Raw genomic sequence first — 20502 nt, 5'->3', positions numbered from 1 at the left:
GCACAAGAATGCGTGACGCTCACGCGCAGCGTTTTTGCAATTGCCCGCCCGTTGCAAATTCGCACGCTGCATGCAGCAGGGCGCGGCCGTGCCCAACGCATGCGCCGTGCATGCCGTGCGTTTGCGAAAGCCCGAAGGCTTTCTGAAAAGACCGGCGCTGGCGTCCGGCCAATAATCGTTTTCATGCGGCGAGGCCCGTGCGAAGCGGGCGCAGCGGCACCGCGTTGCGCATGCCGCCGCGCGCCAACCCTGCTATCACTGGAGCACTCCTCATGCGATACCTGGACGAATCGCCTCGCGACATCAATCGCCGTGACTGGCGGCCCGTGCACGGCGCGGACATTTCCTATGCAACCGGCAGCGGCCTGTCGCGTGCTTCGGCTGCCGAGGTCGCGAAATCGCCGGTGCCTGGACGCTGGACGCGCCGCGTCGTGATTGCAACCGGAGTGTGGTCGGTGCTGGAACTGCCGTTCGAGCTGTGGATCAGCACCTCCGCGCGCGACGCGCTCGCCCTGGTCACCGCGAAGCTGCTGTGGCTCGCGCTGGTGGGTTTCGTGCTCGCGGGCCACCGCGTCGCGCGCATCGCCTACGGATTGCTTTGCACTATCGGTCTGATTGCGATGGCGTTCGCTTTGCCGGCCGAATACCGGCTGTTTCCGCTCGGCTTTGCACTCACCTCGGTGGAATGCTTGCTGAAGGCGACGGCGTTTGTGTGCCTGGTGTGCGCGGGCGTCGAGAGCGACGAAACATGACCTGTCGTGCATGGCAGGCTGTCCGTAGGCGCCTTCGGGCGCCTTTTCATTGTCCGCGCTTCGTGCATGTCGGATGCGCTAGCGGGTCGACACCAGCGGCTCGAGCGTTGGCCTGCGTGAATGGGGGCTCATACTTTAGTGTCATGCCGGGATGGCGGCCGCAAAGCCCGCGCACGCCTCGGGGGCCGCGTGCGCGGCGGGCGGCGCCGACCGCGTGCCGGTCAACGTATCCCTATGGATAATGGCTCGCCCCGGTCTTCCCAATTAATATGACTGTGAAGACACAGCGGATATGCCGCGTCGGCGCAATGAAAGCGCAATGGGAGTAGGGGCAGCTATGAGCTTTATTTGCATCGTCGACGATGACGCCTCGGTAAGGAACGGCATCGGCAATCTGCTGAAGTCGGTCGGATATACCACTATGCTGTTTTCGTCAGGCGAAGATTTTCTTGCGTCGCCGCTCGCGGACGATGCACTGTGCGTGTTGCTGGACGTTCGCATGCAGGGCATGCAGGGGCTGGAAGTGCAACGTCGACTGAAAGAGCAGCACAGGACAATACCGGTGGTTTTCATGTCCGCGCACGGCGAGGAAGAAACGGTGCGGCGAGCCCTGCGCGACGGCGCCGTGAGTTTTCTGCGCAAGCCGTTCGCGGAAGAAGCGTTGCTCGATTCGATCGAGCTCGCCGTCGAACAAAGGGGTAAGGCTGGTTGACGGCACAAGCTGGTTAAGCGCTTCTTTGCGTCGAGCAACCATCGCAAGGGCAATAGGTCCATGCCCGGCGGAACAGGCGGCATAGTGCGGCGTAAAATGTGCGTTGCAAGTGCATTTTACGACCTCACCGGAACAACCCCCAACATGAGCCAGAATGACAACAGGCAGGACGCGACGCGTGAAACGGAGGAGCAGTTCCGGATTCTTGTTCAGGGCGTGACCGACTACGCGATCTTCATGCTGTCGCCCGCGGGCGTGGTGACTAGTTGGAACGTCGGCGCGGAGCGGATCAAAGGGTATCGGCAGGCGGAAATCGTCGGCGAGCATTTCTCGCGCTTTTACTCGGACGAAGACAAGGCGGCCGGCGTGCCCGCGCTGATTCTCGCAACAGCGGCGAAAGAAGGCCGTGCCGAGCGCGAAGGCTGGCGCGTGCGCAAGGACGGTAGCCGCTTCTGGGCGCACGTGGTGGTGGATGCTATTCGCGACGAGGCCGGTTCGCTGGTCGGATTCGCCAAGGTGACACGCGACATTACAGAGCGCAAGCAGGCGGCCGCCGCGCTGGAGAAGGCCAATGCGGCGTTGTTCCAGGCGCAGAAAATGGAGGCCATCGGCCGCCTGACGGGCGGCGTCGCGCATGACTTCAACAATCTGCTGGCGGTGCTCTCCAATGGGCTCGAGGTGCTGGCCATCCAGTCGCGCACGCGGATCGAGCGAAAGATGATTGAAGGCATGCGCAGGGCGATCGACCGCGGCGCCTCGCTCACGCAGCAGTTGCTGTCGTTCGCGCGGCAGCAGCCATTGCAGGCGCAGGTACACGACCTCAACGCATTGATTCGCGAGTTCGCGCCCATGCTTTCGCGCGCGCGCAACCGCAACACGAAGGTCGAACTTGCGCTCCAGCCCGGCGATACCTTCGCACTGGTCGACGCAGCGCGTTTCGAGGCGGCGCTGCTCAATCTCGTCGTCAACGCGGTCGACGCAATGCCGACGGGCGGCACGGTGACGATCGGCACCGGCACCGTTCAGTCGGACGCCGACTTGCCGCCGGGCCTGGCGGGCGGCCGCTACGTGCGTATTTCGGTTGTGGATACCGGCACCGGCATGCCTGCCGACGTGCTGGCGCAGGCGTTCGAGCCGTTCTTCACCACCAAGCAGCCGGGCAAGGGGACAGGGCTCGGCCTGAGCCAGGTGTATGGCTTCATCGCTCAGTCGGGAGGCGACGTGCATCTCTCGAGTGAAGTGGGCAAGGGCACGAAAGTCGACCTGTATCTGCCGCTTGCGCAACCGGAGGCTGCGGTCAGCGCTCCGCAGGTTGCGAAGCACGAGACGGTTCTGCTCGTCGACGACGAGCCCGACGTGCTCGGCGTCGCGTCGGAACTGTTGATGAGCATCGGCTACGAAGTGGTGCCTGCGAGCAGCGCGTCCGAGGCGGCGCAGATTCTCAGGGAAAGAACCGACATCGCCGTTGTCTTCACCGACATCACGATGGCGCACGGTATCAGCGGGCTCGAACTCGCACGTCTGGTCCGCACCGAGTATCCGGCCATCAGGGTGGTGCTCACGTCAGGCTATTCGGCGGCTCCGCTGCGCGATGAACGCAACGGCCTGGGCGATGTGATCTTTGTGCAGAAGCCATACCGCCTGGCCGATCTGGCGAAGGCGCTGCGAGCCTGAGCGGCGAGTGGCGAGCGGTGGCCTTAAGGCCCGCAATTCGACCAGGGGCGGCGGCGCCGCTCAAAGCGCGGCCTCACGTCCGCATTCTTACGCGCGAAAGATGCGATGGGATCGCGATGCATGCGACCCGTCCACGTGCCTGAGCGCCGCCGCCTGAATGCAGGTCAGGATTTGTACTCGCTGCAATTTGCGCGCGCCTTTCCTATAAATAGAGCAGGCGGGCTGGAACAGGTGGGTTGCATTCGAACGCGCGAATGCACTGGAATGCCTCGGCCCCGTCACGCGCAAAAATATGTCTTCACAGTGCAAGGCATAAGGGAGGTGCGCTGTGTCCAAGCTGATCCAACCGGGCCGCTCGGTCCGGTCCATCCGCTCGATCCGCTCTCTGGCCGGGTTCTGCCTTGCCGTGCCCGCCGCATGTCTGACAGTAGGTCCGATCGCCAACGCAGCGGCAGTCGCCACGTCACCGGCGGCCGCTTCCGGCGTTGCGCCGCCCGCCGCTTCTCAATCGGGTCCTCCAGCGTCGTCGTGGCCGGCAGCTCCTGTTGCACCAGCAAGAGCGAAGCGCGCGACGAGCGCCGCGATGGCGGCGCCAATCGACTTTTCTGCGATCGTCGCGCGTTACGGGCCGGCCGTCGTGCATATCCGCGCGACAGTGCCGTTCAATGCTGCGGCGGGCGGCGCACCCGCTTCGGCGCTGAGCGCGGACGTGATAGAGCATGACGACCCCATCGTGCCGTTCTTCAGGCAGGCCGTGCCGCAATCGCAAGACAGTCAGGGCGTTATGCCGCGCGCGATGTCGGGCGTGGGATCGGGCTTTATCGTGAGCCCGGACGGTCTCATTCTGACGACCGCCCATGTGATCGGCGAGGCGGACGAAGCGAGCGTGCGCCTGACCGACAGGCGCGAGTTCAATGCGAAGGTTCTGGCCGTCGACCCGCAAAGCGACATCGCCATGCTGCAGATCGACGCGGCCAACCTGCCCACCGTCAGGCTCGGCGATGCAAGCCGCGTGCGCGTGGGTGAACAGGTGTTGACCATCGGTTCGCCGGACAGCTACCAGAACACGGTCACGGCGGGCATTGTCAGCGCGACTTCGCGCACGCTCGCCGACGGCAGCACCTTCCCGTTCTTTCAGACAGACGTGTCGCTGAATCCCGACAATTCGGGCGGCCCCGTGTTCAATCGCGCTGGTGAGGTGGTGGGCATTGACGTGCAGGTGTATGCGGACAGCGATCGCCTGCACAGCCTGACCTTCGCGATCCCGATCAACATGGCGGACAAGCTGCGCTCTCAGTTGCAGGAGCAGGCGCAACAGGTGCAACAGGCGCAACGGGTGGAAGAGAGCGAGGCCGCACCGCAAGGCGCGCAAGGTCCCGCACATGGCAATCTGGGCATACAGGCGCAGGACGTCGATGCGAATCTGGCAAGCGCGTTCGGTCTGCCCAGCGCGGCGGGCGCGCTCGTGACCGCGGTCGAGCCGGGCAGCCCGGCCGCGGCGAGCAACCTGAAAACTGGCGACGTAATCGTGCAGCTAGCGGACCGGCCTATCGACCACGCTGCTGATCTGAGCGCACACAACCTCGACTTGCAGAACCGCAAGAGCGTGCCGCTCAGGCTGATACGCGAGCGCAAACAGATGACAGTGATGGTGAATACGGGGCCTACGTCGCAACAGGTGAATGCAGCGGCGGGCGGCGTTGCCGGCCCGCGCTCGGAGGCGGGGTCGCGGCAGCGTCATGGGCTCGATCGTCTGGGCCTCGCAATGCATCCTCTGACCGATGACGAGCGGCGCACCTTGGACCTGCCTCAAGGTCTGATGGTGGACCAGGTATCGGGGACGGCTGCCGCTGTCGGCATCAAGCCGGGCGATGTCGTGCTGTCGTTAAACGGCACGCTGGTCGCGTCGCAGGACGAACTCGCGTCGCTCGCGGCAGGCGCGGGCAGGCAGGCCGCGTTGCTGGTGCAGCGCAATCATGCACGGCGCTTCGTCACGGTCGATCTCAGATAGGGCAAGCGAGCGCACAGAAGCGCGCGCTTCTGGCGGCTTGGCGCGCCGCGCTCACTGGCCGGCCGCCGCCTTCCACGCTCGCGGCACGCGGTGGAAGTTCCGGTCGAAGTAGATCAGGCTGTCGCCGTCGCTGCGCACCCTGATTTCGTGGGTTTCGACGAACATCACCGCGTGCGAACCGACATCTTTCGCCTCCACTATGGTGCCTTGCAAACTCGCGAGCGCGCCGCGCAAAACGGGCACGCCATTGTCGCCCTCGTCCCAGACCGGCAGCTGAAAGCGCTCTTCCATCGACAATCCGGTCATGCCTGCGAAGTGCCGTGCAATGTTCTCGAGGCTCGCCGGCAGTACGTTGACGCACACGTTGCGATTGCCGTCGAACACGGCATGCATCGCGCTCGAGCGGTTAAGACACACGAGCAGCGTCGGCGGCGTATCGGTCACGGAGCACACGGCACTTGCGGTGATGCCGCAGCGTCCGTGCACGCCCGCCGTGGTGATGACGTTCACCGCTGCGCCAAGATGCGCCATTGCCTGGCGGAACTGCTGACGCAAAGGATCGATTCCCGTGTGAACGGGCGTGGATTCAGTTGACATGATGATTGTGCCTCCGGACTTGATCAGTCATTCAGTAAGAGCGCGGTGTCGATCGCTACGCTCGTGCGCGACGTGCTTCAGGTGTGGGACGCGCCGCAGGAGCGCGCCGCATGAGCGCGGCGAATGAGCGCGGCGAATGAGCGGGGCCAATGAGCGCGGCCAATGAGCGGACCGTCCGTCACCTAGCGCATGAAAAGGCCGCCGTTGATATCCCAGCACGCGCCGTTGGCGAAATAGGCATCGGCGGATGCGAGCATCACGGCGACCTCCGCCACGTAGCTGGCCGAGCCGAGGCGCCCGACTGGAATGCCGGCAATGACGTTTTTCAGCCTATCCGGCGGCACGCTCTCATGCACGATGGGCAGATCGAGCGGGCCCGGCGAAATGGCATTCACCGTCACGCCGTGTGCGGCGAGGTCGCGCGCAAAAACCTTGGTGAGCGTGATGGCGCCGCCCTTGGCCGCGGCATAGTGCGCGCCGGTAGCGGAGCCGCCGTTCTGTCCCGCAAGCGATGCAATGTTCACGATGCGCCCCGCCCCCTGCGTCGCGAAGTACTGGCCGAACACCTGACAGCCGAACAGCACGCTGCGCAGATTGATGCCGATGACCTCGTCGAACTGCTCGGCGGTAATCTCCATGACGGGCACGACCTTCGATGCACCCGCATTGTTCACGAGCGCGTCGATAGCGCCCCAGCGCTCGAGCAGCGCATCGCGCGCGGCGCCGAAATCGGCCTTCGATGTAACGTCGAGCTTGATCGCAAATGCGCTCGAACCGTCGTGGCTCAGCTCACGCGCAAGCGCGTGCGCGGCATCCACGGCAATATCGCCAAGTGCGACTTTGTAGCCCGCGTCATGAAAGCGCCGTGCAACCGCTTCGCCCAAGCCGCGGGCGGCGCCCGTTACGAGCACAACTCTCTTTGCCATAGCGTCGAGTCCTCTTTACGCGTTCGAAGCGAGCATCGCTTCAATGTGAGCGGCGACGGCGCAAACCGTCTCGTCCTCGCCCTTGCGGCCGACAATCTGCAATCCCGCCTTCAGTGATGTGCCTTCGATCGAAACAGGCAGCGTCAACGCCGGATGTCCGCTGAGATTGAACGGGCGAATCAGCGACGACATGGCGATGACCGAGGTGCCCGCGCGTGCCGCCTCGATCGTGATCGGCACAGAGGGCATGGTCGGCAGGACCAGCACATCGGCGTGTTGCAGCACGCTATCCACTTCGTCTGTGAACGCGCGGCGAATGCGCTCGGCAGAGTCGAGATCGGACGCCGTGGTGTTCGCAGCGGCGCGCAAGCGGGCTTCGATGTCCGCGCCGAGTTTGCCGCTGTCGACGAGATGGCCGAACGCGCGCCACGTTTCCGCATTGATGACGCCGAGCCCGGCCGTAAACGCATCGCGCATGGCTGCGAGCCTTACGTTGCGCGATGAAAGTCCGCTACGTACCACGGCAGCCGCGACCGCGTTTCTGATCGCGTCGTCTGCTTCGACATCGGGCATGGCAATGCGGAGGATCGCTGCATCGCCGCGCGCGCGGTTGTGCTGGAACGACGGGTCGATTGCCTGCATCACGTCGACGATGGTGTTCATGTCGCGGGCAAACGGCCCCACACAATCGAGTGTCGTGATACGTGGCGCCACGCCTTCACGCGAGACGCGCCCGAATGTCGGCTTCAGGCCGATCACGCCACAGCATGCGGCGGGGCCGCGCACCGAGCCGCCCGTATCGGTGCCGAGTGCCGCATCGACAAGACGCAATCCCACCGCGGATGCAGACCCGCTCGACGAGCCGCCCGGAATGCGTGCGGCATCCTGCGGATTGGGCGGTGTTCCGCAGAAATCGTTGATGCCTGTCATGCCGAACGCGAGCTCGTGCATGTTGGTCTTGCCGGTAATGCGCCAGCCCGCGTCGAGCAGGCGCTGCACGACATCCGCATGGCGCGTGGCGGGCGGGGCATCGGCAAGTGCGCGGCTCGCGGCAGTCGTCGCGTAGCCGGCTATGTCGATGCTGTCCTTGATCGCAATGGTCGGCGCGTCCGCTCGTGCATGCGCGACAAGGTCGAACTCTTGCAGAAAGGCGCTCATGCGCGAACTCCTTGGGCGGGATTGACGTGCCACGGCGCATCGAAGAGACGTTCGGTGCGAAAGTGTTGAATCAGCCAGACGTCTTCATCGCTCGACGACGGCCGGAAATCTATCTCGAGCCGCGCCGCGATAAGTTCGGCGCCCGCGTCCACATAAGCGGACGCTTGCAGCATGATCCAGCGGCCTTGCGCCGTATTGCCATGAACTTCGATGTGCTCGCTCGTCAGGAAATGCACGTTGGTCGAGAAGTGCCGCGTGGGCGGAAGGTATCGTTGCAGCATCGCGACGATATCGGACGGTCCCTGCAAGCGGCCGAACCTGTTTGCATATTGCGGGCCGATGCCTTCCCACACGGCGTCTTCGCTAAAGAGCGCCGCGAGCGATTCGCCTTCGAACATGCGGGCGGGCACGTCGCACAGCGCCATGTAGCGCGCGACGGTTTTGCGCACGGCGTTCTGCGCTTCCAGCAAACGCAGACGGGCCTGCAGGCGTTCGATGATCTCGTTGCTCATGGCTTCACGCATTCGCGACAGCGACAGGCGGAACCGTCAGCGCGCGACCCACGCGAGCCTCGATCTTGCCGTAACGCCAGAGGTTGTACTGACCCACGGGCGTGGTGCGATACAGATTGCAGACCGCAACTGCCGTGTCGAAATTGGCCACGTCGGCCATGATGTAGAAGGTCCACGGTGCACCGTCGGCGTTGCCGACGACGAGCCGGTCGTCATCCATTACGCCGAGCACGCGCACGTTGGGCATGGCTTCGATCGCATCGAGCATCTTGCCGTAGGCCTGCCACACCTCGCCAATCTGCTCGCGGGGCAGGTCGAAGAAATTCTGCGTGACGCCGCAGCAGAACAACACGCGCAAGGGCAGGTTTCGAGTATCTGTCATGATGCTTCTTCCTTGTTCGATCGGATGTGTTGGTCACAGATAGCCGGGAATGGGCTGAACGCCGACGAATACGGCACCCGCGCCGTCGTAGTTGCCCTCGCCGAGAAAAGCGTGCTGCGTGACGACCATCGCGTCGCGCACGAGCCGTTGCAGCGGATGATTGCGATAGATCGCCATCGTCCCGCCCAGCCGGTACGCCCGGTTCACCACGTCCGCGCCTTCACGGGCAATTTGCGTCGCACAGAGGCGCAGCAGGCTGACCTGCTCCGGCGTCACATCGTTGCCGGCGAGAATGGATTGCCATACGCTGTCGGTCGATTCATAGAAAAAGGCGCGTGCCGAACGCAATTGCGCTTCGGCTTTTGCAAGCTCGATGCGGTAATACGCGCGATCCGCGAGCTGTGGCGCGCCTGTGGTCGTTTTGCGGCCGCCCGCCATGTTGTTTGCGACGTCCAGCGCGGCGCGCGCAAGGCCGAGGTTCACGACGGCCAGCACTTGCGCGGCATATGCAATGGTCGGATAGCGGTAGAGCGGTTCGTGCACGGTTGGCGTGCCGCCGCGCACGAACGTCCATTCTTGCGGCACCCACTGGTTCTTCACACGCAGATCGTGGCTGCCAGTGCCTTGCATACCGACCACGTTCCAGTTCTCGACAATCTTCACCTGCTGCGGCCTGAACACCGCCGTGCGCGGCTTGCCCGGCGCCTCGCCCGGCGTGCCGCCTGCGCTGATTCCCACGCCGAGCCAGTCTGCGCCCTTGCAACCGCTCGCGAATTTCCACGTGCCGTCGACGCGATAGCCGTTCGCTTCGAGGGTCGCTTGTTGCACGGGAAAGAGGCCGCCCGCGAAGACCTGATCGGGCCCGTCTGCGTAGATCTCGGCTTGCGTGGCAAGCGGTAACGCAGCCAGATAAATATTTGCCGAGCCGAAACTCGCGACCCATGCCGCCGAGCCATCGGCGGTGGCAATGCGTTCGATGAGCGCGAGAAATTCGCCGGGCGCAAGCGCGTCGCCGCCAAAACGCTTCGGCGTTGCGGCGCGATAGATGCCGATCTGTTTGAGCTTTTCGATGACGTCGCGCGGAACATGCGACAGGCGCTCGAATTCCTCGCGACGTTGTGCGATTTCCTCGATCACGTCGTCGAAAGCGAACGGGCAATGCTGGGGCTCGAGGGTAGCGGCAAGCGACATGAACGTCTCCTTTCTGCTTCGATTACAGAAACATCGCGGCCCGGCATGGCGGACGCATCTCGGCGCAGCGTTCTGCAACAGGCGGGCTCGACTGCCGCTTTGCGTTGCCGCTGTTGTTGCCGTGACACTTGCCCTTGCCGTTGCGTGCCTGATTGCATGATGCGGCTATCCGGCTATCGGCCCAACGCGCGTGCGGTTTTGCCGCCGAGGCCAAAATCAGTGTTCGGAATGTCCTTGATCATCACGCGGGTCGACTCCAACGGCACATTGAGCACGGCAGCGCTCGTTTCGCTGAGGTGCGCGATCAACGCTTCCTTCTGCGCGTGCGTGCGGCCAGCAATCAGAATCGCGATGATGACGGGCAGCGCGGCAGGCGTGAGCTTTCCGCCCAGCCCAATGTTCGACGCGGGCAACTCCGAGAGCAGAATCCGCACGGATTCGGCAGGCGCGCCGATGGCGTCCACGGTTGCCTGCGTCAGGCCCTGAATGAGCGATGCCTTGCAATCGTCGGCGTGACCGTGAGGTAAATAGACTTCGAGTGTCGGCATGGTCGAAAGAAGAAGACGCATCGGCGCAATGCGTGCGCCGATGCGCGATTGAGCATCAAAGCAGGAAGCCGATCGCGTTCAGTGCTTCGGTGGAATTGATGAGTCGGATCACTTTCTCCACGAGACGCGGCTCGCCGTTCTCCATGCTGATCTTGTGCGTGAGATCGGCCGCGAAAATCGTCGACACGCCGCGTTTGTACGCGATGATGATTTGCGACGAGTTCACCTCGACGATATCCGCGCTGTCCGAAGAACGCGTGAAGCGCGACACCGTACGCACGGTGCGTGCGGCGTCGGATGCGGACGCGGAATAGCCGGAGGTCATGCGCTGCACCCGCAACTCGCGCATGTGGTGATCGTCGAACGCGTAGTTCAGTGTGGCTGCATAGTCGGTCGTGTTGGGATCGATCGGCACCACATACATGCCTTTGGAATCCCACAGGTCGAGCCACGCGCGATAATCGCGCCGGTCCAGAAGCTCGGCTTCGCGCCAGATGAATTCAATCGCGCGCGCGAAAGTCTGGTCGGACAAGAGTGCGTTACGGTCGTCCATCATGCTTGCTCCATCATGCCTGTTCCATCATTACGCGCCATTGCCTGTAGGCTTCGCGCATGCCGGTTTCGTCGGTCGCGTGAGCGGTCTTTTCGCCGTTCGCTGCGGTGGTTTCGCGGTTCAGGCCGCGGTTCACGAGAATCGGTACGTCGGGGCCCGCGTATGAGCCGCGTTGCACGCGTTCCCATGCCTCTGCATCGTCGGGGCTGCCGAAGCCGAACGGGCCTTGAAAGTGTTCGTGAATGCGCAGGCGCACGCGGTTCGCTTCGTCGGGGCCGCCGTCCATCGCCAGCGCGACATGGCGAATCTCGGTCTCTTCAGCCGATATGGGCCGCAAGACGCGGAAGAACGCCATCGAGAGCGCAAGGTTCGGAAACAGGTTCAGGTTGAAGCCGACACCCATCAGCGAGCGCACGATGCGCCGCACTTCCTGCGGCGTGTGTTTTTGCGCGAGTTGCGCGGCGAGTTCGCTAAAGCGCTCGGGCAGCGGCGCGCCGTCGTCCTGGTCCAGATCGACGATTTCCGGCATCAGCACCGCGAGGCTGTGACCATTGCCGAGCGAGCGGCAGAACGCGTCCTCGCTCGTCATGAAGCTGGTGATCGCGGCGGCCGTTTCTTCGTCGATGGACTTCATCCACGACTTATGCACGACCGGAAAGTGATAGAGGTCGGTTGTGTTTTCGAGCTGAATCTTCCAGTTGCCTTTGAACTTGAACTTGTGTTCGCCGTTGGCCTTGATCGGATAGCCCGCGCCTTGCTTCATGAAGAGATCGATCCACGGCTTTGCGCCGCCGAGAAAATCTTCGAGCGATTCGATGCTTTCGTTGAAGCTCGCGAAAATCAGGCCTTGATACACACCGACGCGCAGCTTCTTGAGCGGCAGATCGCTTTTCTCGCAGACGCCTTCGTAGCCGTCGCCGTAAGGCAGCGCGCGCAGCGTGCCGTCAAGCGCATAAGACCAGCTGTGATACGGGCATGTGAAGCCCTTCGCATTGCCCTTGTGCTCTTCGCACACCGTCGCGCCGCGGTGGCGGCAGCGATTTTGCAGCACGTTTACCGTGCCCGCCTTGTCGCGCACGACGATCACCGGTTGACGGCCAATGGTCGTGGTCACGAAATCGCCTGGCTTCGGCAATTCGCTTTCGTGCGCGACCCAGATCCACGTTTTGTAGAAGATGCGTTCAAGTTCTTCCTCGAACAACTGCGGATCGTAGTACAGCGAAGGCGCGATACGATCGGACCCGGCGCGCTTCGCGAGCGCGCTGGTGTCGATGGTTTGATAGGTCGGCGTACTCATCGTGTTCTGGGGGAGTAGTTGAATGGGCCTGGATGAGAAGGGCCATAAGACGGGCAATACCGCATTGGCGCATCCTCTCGTTGACATCAGTCTCGCTTTGCGGGGATCATGCGTCAAATCGATTAAAAACGGGTCCGCGGATAAGTGCGGCCGATGTTACGCGAGACACCCATGACCTCCATCGACCACATCGATCTCAACCTGCTGCGCGTGTTTCAGGCCATCGTTGAAGAGCGCAGCCTGACCCGCGCGGGCGAACGGCTCGCGTTATCGCAGCCCGCCGTGAGCTACTCGCTCGGGCGGCTTCGCACCTTGTTCGACGACACCCTGTTCATCCGCACGCGCGCGGGCATGCAGCCAACGCCTGTAGCGCTGGAACTGGCGGAAATCGTGGGACGTGCATTGGATACCGTGCGGCAGGCGCTGCGTTATGCGGAGCGTTTCGATCCGCTCACGAGCACGCGCACTTTCCGCCTGTCGCTTTCCGATGCGGGTGAAATGGCTTATTTGCCCGCGCTGTGCGCGGCGTTGCAGGACGCGGCACCGCGTGTGAAGCTGTTCGTCGAGCCGTTGCCCGTTGCAGAGATTGAAGAAGCGTTGCGCTCCAGCCGGCTCGACTTCGCGATCGGCAATCTGCCTTCTTTGCTGCCGCGCACGCGTCACAGCCTGCTGTTCGAGGAGTCGTACGTGTGCATGACGCGCAAGCGCCGCGACCTGCCTGCCGGAAACACACTGGAGCTGGAGCAGTTTCTCGCGGCTTCGCATGTGCAGGTACGCTCGCTCGAGCATAGCCATCATGCACTGGACGATGCGTTGCGCGCACAGGGCGTAGGCCGCAACATCTCGCTGGCGTTGCCGCATTTCGTCGCGCTGCCGGGTGTGCTCGCCGCGACGGACCTGCTTGCGACCCTGCCTGAACGGCTCGCGCATATCCTCAATCGGGGCAACGCGTTTCGCGTCTATTCGCTGCCGGTCCAACTGCCGAAGGCCGCCGTGACAATGCACTGGCACGAACACTTTCACGAGGACGAAGGCATTGCGTGGATGCGCGGTTTGATCTCCGGAATCCTCGCGGACTTCACGAAAGCCTGACGCCTACAGATCCAGCACGAGCACGGGCGTTCGCGAACGCGACACGCAGCAGCAGATCACACTGTTGCTTGCCCGTTCCGCCTTGCTCAGGCAATGATCGCGGTGCTCCGGCTCGCCGCTCACGACGTCGACCATGCAGGTGCCGCACACGCCTTCGCCGCATGACGTGTCCACTTCTATGCCGATCGACGCAAGTGCCTCGACGATAGAAGTCTTCGCATCCACGTGCACGGTCTGGCCTGTGCTCGCGAGTTGCACGTCGAAACTGTCGAGCGATGTTTCGGTGGCCGGTGCAGGCTCGGCCTTGAAGCGCTCCAGATGGATCGATTCGGCAGGCAGGCGTTTTTGCGCTGTTTCCACGACGAGGTCCATGAAAGGCGCCGGGCCGCACGTATAGACATGCGCGTTGTCGCTTGCGTCGCGCAGACACGCGGCGAGCGCGTCGGGAAGCGCGTCGCGTTCCACGCCGAAATGCAGCTTCACATGTGCATCGAACGGCGCGCGCGTGAAGAGGGTCATGAACGCCGCGTGGCTTTCGCTGCGGGCAAAGTAGTGCAGCGTGAAGTGCGCCTTGCGCGCGGCCAGCCGGTATGCCATCGAGAGCAGCGGCGTGATGCCGATGCCCGCGCCGATCAGCACGTGCTCGTCTGCGCCTTCTACGAGCCGGAACAGATTGCGCGGCGCGCCGACCGACAATTGCGTGCCTACGCCCACGTCTTCATGCAGCGAACGCGATCCGCCGCGTGACTGCTGTTCTTTTTTCACCGCGAAGGTTTGTGTATCGAGACATTCGGGATCGCCGCACAAAGAATATTGACGCGTGACGCCGGATGGACTCGTTACGTCGATGTGCGCGCCAGGCTCGTAGCGTTCGAAGGGCAGGCCATCGAGACGGGACACGCTGAAGGAGCGCACGCCGTGCGCTTCTTCGCGCACGGCGTCGACACGGACTTTGAGTACAGATGCTTCCATGATGCTTTCCGGGGACTTGGACAGGGACAATGCACCCAGATTAGCGCCGCATCGTGAATAAACAAAATAGATTAAAAAGCCTCGGCTACATCGATGAAACTGATTTGATGCGTCGTGTCCGTTTGCGCTGGAGCGCGCACTTGGAGGCTGGGATTTACTGCTGTCGGGTTTCGTGCGTGAATTTCAACGTCACGACGGTGACCAGGCCGAGCGCCATGAGGAACACCGCAACTGGCCAGTAAGCGTGATAGTGCGACAACAGCGCCGTCGCGATGAGCGGCGATAAGCCGCCCGCGAAGATGGACGCGACTTCATGCCCGAGCGCCACGCCCGAATAGCGTACTTCTGTGCTGAATAGTTCGCCGACGAGCGAGGGCAGTGTGCCGATCATCGCACCATGACATACGGCTGTTCCCAGTACGAGCGCAAGCCAGACGAGCGGCGTGGAATGCGTATTGAGCAGCCAGAAGAATGGGAATGCCATCGCCATTAGCGACACGGCGCCGATCATATATACAGGCTTGCGGCCGATCCGGTCGGAGAGCTTGCCCCAGCACAGCATCGCGATCATTTCGACGACCATCGCGAGCATGACCCCCGTCAGCATCGTCGAATTGGGAATGCCAGCATATTTGCCGTACACGAGCGAGAACGCGAGGAAGATATATGCGCCGCCGTTCTCGGCCACACGCAAGCCCATCGCCATGAGAATCTCTTTCGGGTGGCGTTTGATGACTTCGACCACCGGCATGTGCGATGTTCTGCCCGCCTTGTCTGCATTCTCGAAGTCGCGGCTCTCGGGCAGGTTGCGGCGGATATAAACGCCGAGCGCGAAAATCAGAATGCTGGCGAGAAAGGGCAGGCGCCATCCCCACGAAACGAACTGATCATGCGGCAACGCCTGCACCGCGAGAAACGCCGCGGACGACAACACGAAACCGCCGCCCACGCCGAGCTGACTCCACGCGGCGTAATAGCCGCGCTTCTCGGGCGGCGCGCTTTCGCTGATCATCAGTACGCCGCCGCCCCATTCGCCGCCCGAGGCAATGCCTTGCAACAGACGCAGCGCGACAAGCGCGGCTGGCGCCCAGAGGCCGACGTGATCGTAGGTCGGCAACAGGCCGATGCCAAACGTCGCGAAGCCCATGATAAGAAGCGTCCACACGAGCGACGCGCGGCGTCCGTAACGATCGCCGATATGGCCGAACACCACGCCGCCGAGCGGTCGCGCGACGAAGCCCATCGCGAACGCGGCGAAGGCGCCGAGCGTGCCGATCAGCGGGTCGGCATTGGCAGGAAAGAACAACTGGCCGAAGACCAGCGCGGCAGCCGTGCCATAGACGAAAAAGTCATACCATTCCATCGCATTGCCTGCCACGGAGGCAATGACGATGCGTTTGAGTGCGCGATCCGGCGTCGCCGTGTTGCGTTCGGCTGCCGGCGAGGTTTGGACCGTGGACATGTCAGCTCGCTTGAATGATGGGGGACGCGCGCCTTGATCAAGGCTTTGCATATGACGCAGTGTCGATTCGCCATTACGCTGCGTCAAATAGGCCGAAAAGAACGCCAGATATCAGCGCGGCAAATGTGCGGGCACGACTGGACGCGTCAGGACCAGGCCTCAGGTTCACGCTTCCGGCTGATGAAACAGCGCGACCAGCGACTGGCGCAGCCATGCGATGCCGGGATCGGCCGCGAACTGCGTGTGCGAATGCACCTTGATTTCGATAGGCGGCAACGAGAACGGCAAAGGCAGGACGCGAAACGCCTTGCTGCGATTGAAACGCCGCGCAATGCTCTCGGGAAAGATCACGGCAAGGTCGGTGTTCATCACAATCTCGGGGGCAACCACGAAATGCGGTAACCGCAGCACGACATCGCGCTTGAAGTCGAGCTCGTCGAGCCACTGCTCGACCATGCGATGACCCGTTGCGTTCGTGCTCGCGTAGACGTAGCGCAGCGCGGAGAGGTCCTCGCGCGTGGGCTTCGTCTTGCGCAAGGGGTGCCCGGCGCGCACGAGGCAAACGTGTTCGTCGACGAAAAGCGTCTGGCTCACGCAGCCTTCATCGAGACCCGGCACGTAGCCAAGCGCGAGATCGACCTCGCCTGCGCGCATGGCCGCACTTACGGATTCCACCGGCAGGTTCGCCACTTCTATATGGATGCCGCGCGCTTCGCGGTCGAGCATCGCAACCAGGGGCGGCAGGAAATAGAACTCCGACATGTCGGACATCGACACGCGAAACACGCGCTGGGCCGTGGCGGGATCGAATCTGGCGAGCTGCTGCATCGCGTCGTTGATGATCGCCAGAGCCTGTGCGAGCGGGGGATACAGGCGATAGGCGGCGTCGGTCGGCACCATGCCGCCGGGCGTGCGTAGAAACAGCGGGTCCTCGAAAAGATTGCGCAGACGGCGCAGCGCGTGACTGACGGCAGGCTGCGTCAGACCGAGCCTGTCGCCCGCGGCAGTCAGGCTGCGCAAATCCCAGATGGCGAGGAACACACGCAGCAGGTTCAGATCGGCGATGCCGGGATGCGGCTTGTTCATGCGCTTCGCTCGCGAACGAGGGCAGATCGCGCTCTCAAGCTTGGGCGCGACCGCCCGGTCAATGATGCTGATGCGCGAGAGTACCGTAGATGCTGCGCATTGCAAAATGCGATGTGGCGCCGGTATAAGGCGGCAACGCGTGAAAGTCGCGGCGCATTGCATCGCGCACGGGCGAGGCGAGGGCGCCGGCGAGCGAGCCCGGGTCGTCGAACACGACCTTGTTGCGTTGCATGGCGTTCGAGCGTGCGAAAGGCAAGCCGCTCGTGCAGTCGATGCGCGTGTACACCTCCAGTTCGCGCAGCCCGGGCAATTGCAGCATCAGCGGCGGATGATGTTGCAGGTAGTGCGTGAGCCACGCGTTGAAGTCCGTGGCGGCGCCTTCATAGGCGACCAGATAGGTGCATCGCTCAGGAACGGTTTCTGTCGACGCCTTAAGCGAACGCACGGCCATGACCTGCTGGCTAGATATGCGCGCCGCGCAGGCAGTCTGCAACGCGCGCTGGATCGCGCCGCCGCGCTCGCAGGCGGCTTCCAGCGGCGCAAGGTCCGCGAAATACCATTGCAGCACGCACGACGGCGTATCGGCGTCTTCCGCGATACGCGGATCGACCTGAGCGGCAATCGCTTCATGCACGATCAACTGCGCGAGGCCATCCACATTCGAAGCAGCATGCTGCAGGGTGCGGGCATCGAGCGGCGCATGCGTGCCGCTCTCGCCAATGAGAAAAAGACATACCTGCATGTCTTCGAACCTCGCTCAGGGGTAAGGCGTTACAGGCGGAATGCCGACGAATACAGCGCCCGAAGCGTCGTAGGTGCCTTCCCCGAGGAACGCGTGCTGCGTCACCACGATCGAATCGCGCACCAGCCGTTGCATGCGGCTTTCGCGGTAGATCGCGCCGATGCCGGCCATCTTGTATGCCTGCATGACGATGTCGGCGCAAGTGTGGGCCGCATGCGTGGCCGACAGGCGCAGCAGATTCGCTTGCGCGGGCAGGACCGGGTCGCCCGCGACTACCGTGCGCCACGACGCTTCGGCCGATTCGAAGAAGAACGCCCGCGCGCTGCGCAACTGCGCTTCGGCCTGGGCGAGACCCGAGCGATAGTACGCACGATCGGCAAGACGCGGCGCGCCGGTGGTGGTCTTCGTCACGCCGGACATGCTTGCGAGCAGGTCGAGCGCCGCGCGGGCGAGCCCCACGTTCACCGCTGCGTGCACCTGCGCCTGATACGCAACGGCGGGATAGCGATACAGCGGCTCGTCGATCACCGCCGTGCCGCCGCGAACAAAGGTCCATTGCTCGCCGACGAACTTGTCGTGCAGACGTAAATCGTGGCTACCAGTGCCCTGCATGCCGACCACGTTCCAGTTCTCGACGATCTCCACCTCGCTCGCCGGAAATACCGCGGTAAAGGGCTTGCCCGCATCTTTGCCAGCCTCGCTCGCAGGCGCTCCGCCAATGCCTACGCCGATCCAGTCAGCGCCCTTGCAGCCGCTCGCAAAGCGCCACTGCCCCGACACGAGAAAGCCGCCCGGCGCGCGCTGCGCAGTTTGTAGCGGATAGAGGCCGCCCGCGAACACCTGGTCCGGGCCCGACGCATAGATGCGCGCCTGCGTTTCCAACGGCAACGCCGCCAGATAGGTGTTCGCTGAGCCGAACGCCGCGACCCATGCGGTTGATCCGTCCGCGATGGCAATGCGCTCGAGAATCTCCAGGAAACGCGGCGGCGGCAGCGCGTCACCACCGAAACGTTTTGGCGTGCTGGCGCGGAAGATCCCTGCGCGCTTCATCTTGCCGACCATGTCGCGCGGCACGTGCGATATCGCATCGAACTCGTCGCGGCGGCGCTCTACTTCATCGATCAGCGTATCGAGCGACAAAGGTCCGGCGTACTCGGGATAATCGTTCTGCGAAGCGACGATGGAAGCAGTTTGAGTGGCTTCTTGCATGTGTGGTACCTCACGATTCAAAGGGTGTGTCGTGGTCATTCGGCCCGCTGACGCGCAGTGGCGCGCATGGCTCGTGGAAACGTTTCGCGTGCCAGCAAAGTGGCAATGACGGTAATGAGCCCGAGTACGCCGAGATAGATGGCGACCGGCGCGGCGCTGCGATAGTGGGCGAGCAGCGCGGTGGCGATCATCGGAGACAGACCGCCGCCGAGCACCGACGACACCTCGCGGCCAATGCCGAGTCCCGAGAACCGCAGATGCACCGGCAACATCTCGCTGATGAATGCGGGCTGCGCGCCTTCGAGAATACCGAGCGTGATGCTGTTGGCGAGAATCAGCGCGGCCAGAACCTTCCAGTACTCGCCTGAGCCGAGAAGCGCGAAGTACGGCCACGCAACCAGCACGATTGCAATCGCGCCGGCGAGATACACCGGCTTGCGTCCAACCTTGTCCGTGACGTGGCCGAAGAACAGCGAGACCGGAATCATCAGCAGCATCGAGATGGTCAATCCGCTGAGAACCCAGCTCGACTTGATGCCGAGAAACTGCGCATAGGCGATCGAGAATGCGAAGAAGATGTATGAGGCCGCGCCTTCGCCGAAGCGCAGGCCAAATACCGTGAGTACCTCGCGCGGGCATTGCTTGAGCACTTCGATCACCGGCATGCGGCTCTCGTGACGTGTCGCTTTCACTTCGGCGAATGCCGCGCTTTCGCCCACAGAGCGGCGCATCCACAAGCCGAGTATGACGAGCGCGGCGCTGCCGAGAAACGGCACACGCCAGCCCCAGCTCTGGAAAGCCGCGGGCGGCAGATTTTGCGCGAGCAGGAAAGCGCCCGTCGACAACACGAAACCAAGCGCCGCGCCGCACGGGCTCCAGGCGGCGAGTGCGCCGCGCCTCGACTGCGGCGCGTTTTCGTGGATGAGCAGGATGCTGCCGCTCCATTCGCCGCCTGCAGCGAGCCCCTGAAGAATGCGCAGCAGCACGAGCATGACTGGCGCCGCGATGCCGATCTGCTGGTACGTGGGCAGCACGCCCATCAGCACGGTGGCGCAGCCCATGGTGAGCAGCGTGAGCATCATCACCGTCTTGCGGCCATAGCGGTCGCCGATATGCCCGCACAGCACGCCGCCGATGGGCCGCGCGATAAAGCCGACGGTAAAGCCGCCGAATGCAGCGATGGTGCCCGTCAGCGGATCGCTTCCGACCGGAAAGAAGAGCTTGCCGAAGACGAGCGCCGCCGCGGTGCCGTAAAGAAAAAAGTCATACCACTCGAGGATCTGCCCGAGCACGGCGGTGGTGACCGCGCGGCGCAGGCCGCTCTGGTTGCGAGACACTGGCCTCGCGGAAATGGGCGGTGCACTCAGGTTGGGATTCACTGCGTCAGGGTTCATGGCGTTCAGAGCATGAAGGAGGGTATTCCCGCATCGATGAAACTGAGCAGCGGGGCGCGTTGAATCGACATCGTCATGACATGGCCCGAACAATATGAGCCGCGAAAAAGCCGGTCAAATTCGGGCCAAAAATGCCGGATATGAATTGCCTGCATGAGCCCCGGGTGAAAACCCTCGTATTTGTCGCGCTTATCGGACCTCCTGCTTCTGGCTGATTTGCGCGGTGATGCGA

20 protein-coding genes are annotated in these 20502 nt (G+C 63.2%); 5 read left to right on the top strand and 15 right to left on the bottom strand.

Annotation, left to right across the window (positions count from 1 at the left end; all coding sequences use genetic code 11):
* The first annotated feature begins 272 nt into the window (after positions 1–272).
* From JNB89_RS01290 to JNB89_RS01275, 4 genes are all read left to right on the top strand, one after another.
* Entirely contained in the window at positions 273–752 is a 480-nt protein-coding gene (locus JNB89_RS01290) for a hypothetical protein (protein ID WP_220360952.1), read from the top strand.
* Positions 753–1089: 337 nt separating this feature from the next.
* Positions 1090–1464 (top strand): response regulator transcription factor, encoded by a 375-nt coding sequence (locus JNB89_RS01285; protein ID WP_013341367.1) that lies wholly within the window; start codon positions 1090–1092, stop codon positions 1462–1464.
* Between the two features lie 144 nt (positions 1465–1608).
* Complete coding sequence (locus JNB89_RS01280; protein WP_220360951.1) at positions 1609–3138, top strand: PAS domain-containing sensor histidine kinase; 1530 nt, start codon at positions 1609–1611, stop codon at positions 3136–3138.
* A gap of 583 nt (positions 3139–3721) precedes the next feature.
* Positions 3722–5149: a trypsin-like peptidase domain-containing protein gene (locus JNB89_RS01275; RefSeq protein WP_220361257.1), complete on the top strand. Its 1428-nt coding sequence runs from the start codon at positions 3722–3724 to the stop codon at positions 5147–5149.
* Positions 5150–5200: 51 nt separating this feature from the next.
* Here the strand turns inward: JNB89_RS01275 and hpaC are convergent, their stop codons facing one another.
* From hpaC to JNB89_RS01230, 9 genes are all read right to left on the bottom strand, one after another.
* Entirely contained in the window at positions 5201–5746 is a 546-nt protein-coding gene (gene hpaC / locus JNB89_RS01270) for a 4-hydroxyphenylacetate 3-monooxygenase, reductase component (RefSeq protein ID WP_013341364.1), read from the bottom strand.
* A 182-nt stretch (positions 5747–5928) separates the two neighbouring features.
* A complete protein-coding gene (locus tag JNB89_RS01265) occupies positions 5929–6672 on the bottom strand; it encodes an SDR family NAD(P)-dependent oxidoreductase (protein ID WP_220360950.1) in 744 nt (247 codons plus the stop codon).
* Positions 6673–6687: 15 nt separating this feature from the next.
* Complete coding sequence (locus JNB89_RS01260) at positions 6688–7830, bottom strand: amidase (RefSeq protein ID WP_220360949.1); 1143 nt, start codon at positions 7828–7830, stop codon at positions 6688–6690.
* Positions 7827–8342 carry a nuclear transport factor 2 family protein gene (locus tag JNB89_RS01255; RefSeq protein ID WP_220360948.1) on the bottom strand — a complete coding sequence of 172 codons (516 nt, stop codon included), beginning with the start codon at positions 8340–8342 and terminating at the stop codon, positions 7827–7829. The genes JNB89_RS01260 and JNB89_RS01255 overlap by 4 nt, the downstream gene beginning before the upstream one ends.
* 4 nt (positions 8343–8346) lie before the next feature.
* Positions 8347–8724, bottom strand: a complete 378-nt coding sequence (locus JNB89_RS01250) for a hypothetical protein (protein WP_220360947.1) — start codon at positions 8722–8724, stop codon at positions 8347–8349.
* Between the two features lie 33 nt (positions 8725–8757).
* Positions 8758–9915 (bottom strand): acyl-CoA dehydrogenase family protein, encoded by a 1158-nt coding sequence (locus JNB89_RS01245; protein WP_220360946.1) that lies wholly within the window; start codon positions 9913–9915, stop codon positions 8758–8760.
* 173 nt (positions 9916–10088) lie between these two features.
* Positions 10089–10463, bottom strand: coding sequence for a tautomerase family protein (locus JNB89_RS01240; protein WP_135892265.1), 375 nt, complete (start codon positions 10461–10463; stop codon positions 10089–10091).
* Positions 10464–10518: 55 nt separating this feature from the next.
* The gene (locus JNB89_RS01235) at positions 10519–11019 is read right to left on the bottom strand and encodes an aromatic-ring-hydroxylating dioxygenase subunit beta (RefSeq protein WP_220360945.1); all 501 of its coding nucleotides are present in this window, start codon (positions 11017–11019) and stop codon (positions 10519–10521) included.
* A 10-nt stretch (positions 11020–11029) separates the two neighbouring features.
* Entirely contained in the window at positions 11030–12313 is a 1284-nt protein-coding gene (locus JNB89_RS01230) for an aromatic ring-hydroxylating oxygenase subunit alpha (protein ID WP_220360944.1), read from the bottom strand.
* Between the two features lie 171 nt (positions 12314–12484).
* On the opposite strand from JNB89_RS01230, the gene JNB89_RS01225 reads away from it, so the two are divergent.
* A complete protein-coding gene (locus tag JNB89_RS01225; RefSeq protein WP_013341355.1) occupies positions 12485–13405 on the top strand; it encodes a LysR family transcriptional regulator in 921 nt (306 codons plus the stop codon).
* A 3-nt stretch (positions 13406–13408) separates the two neighbouring features.
* Here the strand turns inward: JNB89_RS01225 and JNB89_RS01220 are convergent, their stop codons facing one another.
* The 6 genes from JNB89_RS01220 to JNB89_RS01195 all read right to left on the bottom strand — a co-directional run bounded on the left by JNB89_RS01220 (position 13409) and on the right by JNB89_RS01195 (position 20270).
* Positions 13409–14377: a PDR/VanB family oxidoreductase gene (locus JNB89_RS01220; RefSeq protein ID WP_220360943.1), complete on the bottom strand. Its 969-nt coding sequence runs from the start codon at positions 14375–14377 to the stop codon at positions 13409–13411.
* Positions 14378–14531: 154 nt separating this feature from the next.
* The gene (locus tag JNB89_RS01215; protein ID WP_220360942.1) at positions 14532–15839 is read right to left on the bottom strand and encodes an MFS transporter; all 1308 of its coding nucleotides are present in this window, start codon (positions 15837–15839) and stop codon (positions 14532–14534) included.
* 165 nt (positions 15840–16004) lie between these two features.
* The gene (locus JNB89_RS01210) at positions 16005–16925 is read right to left on the bottom strand and encodes a LysR family transcriptional regulator (protein ID WP_135891922.1); all 921 of its coding nucleotides are present in this window, start codon (positions 16923–16925) and stop codon (positions 16005–16007) included.
* Positions 16926–16983: 58 nt separating this feature from the next.
* On the bottom strand, positions 16984–17667 hold the full coding sequence (locus JNB89_RS01205) for an EthD family reductase (RefSeq protein WP_220360941.1): 684 nt from the start codon (positions 17665–17667) through the stop codon (positions 16984–16986).
* Between the two features lie 15 nt (positions 17668–17682).
* A complete protein-coding gene (locus JNB89_RS01200; RefSeq protein ID WP_220360940.1) occupies positions 17683–18876 on the bottom strand; it encodes an acyl-CoA dehydrogenase family protein in 1194 nt (397 codons plus the stop codon).
* Positions 18877–18911: 35 nt separating this feature from the next.
* On the bottom strand, positions 18912–20270 hold the full coding sequence (locus JNB89_RS01195; protein ID WP_220360939.1) for an MFS transporter: 1359 nt from the start codon (positions 20268–20270) through the stop codon (positions 18912–18914).
* Positions 20271–20502: the final 232 nt, after the last annotated feature.

Origin of the sequence: Paraburkholderia phenoliruptrix (assembly GCF_019511605.1) — a bacterium.
GTDB lineage: Bacteria > Pseudomonadota > Gammaproteobacteria > Burkholderiales > Burkholderiaceae > Paraburkholderia > Paraburkholderia phenoliruptrix_A.
Note: the sequence above shows the minus strand (reverse complement) of the source record. Positions and strands in the feature narration are given on the sequence as shown.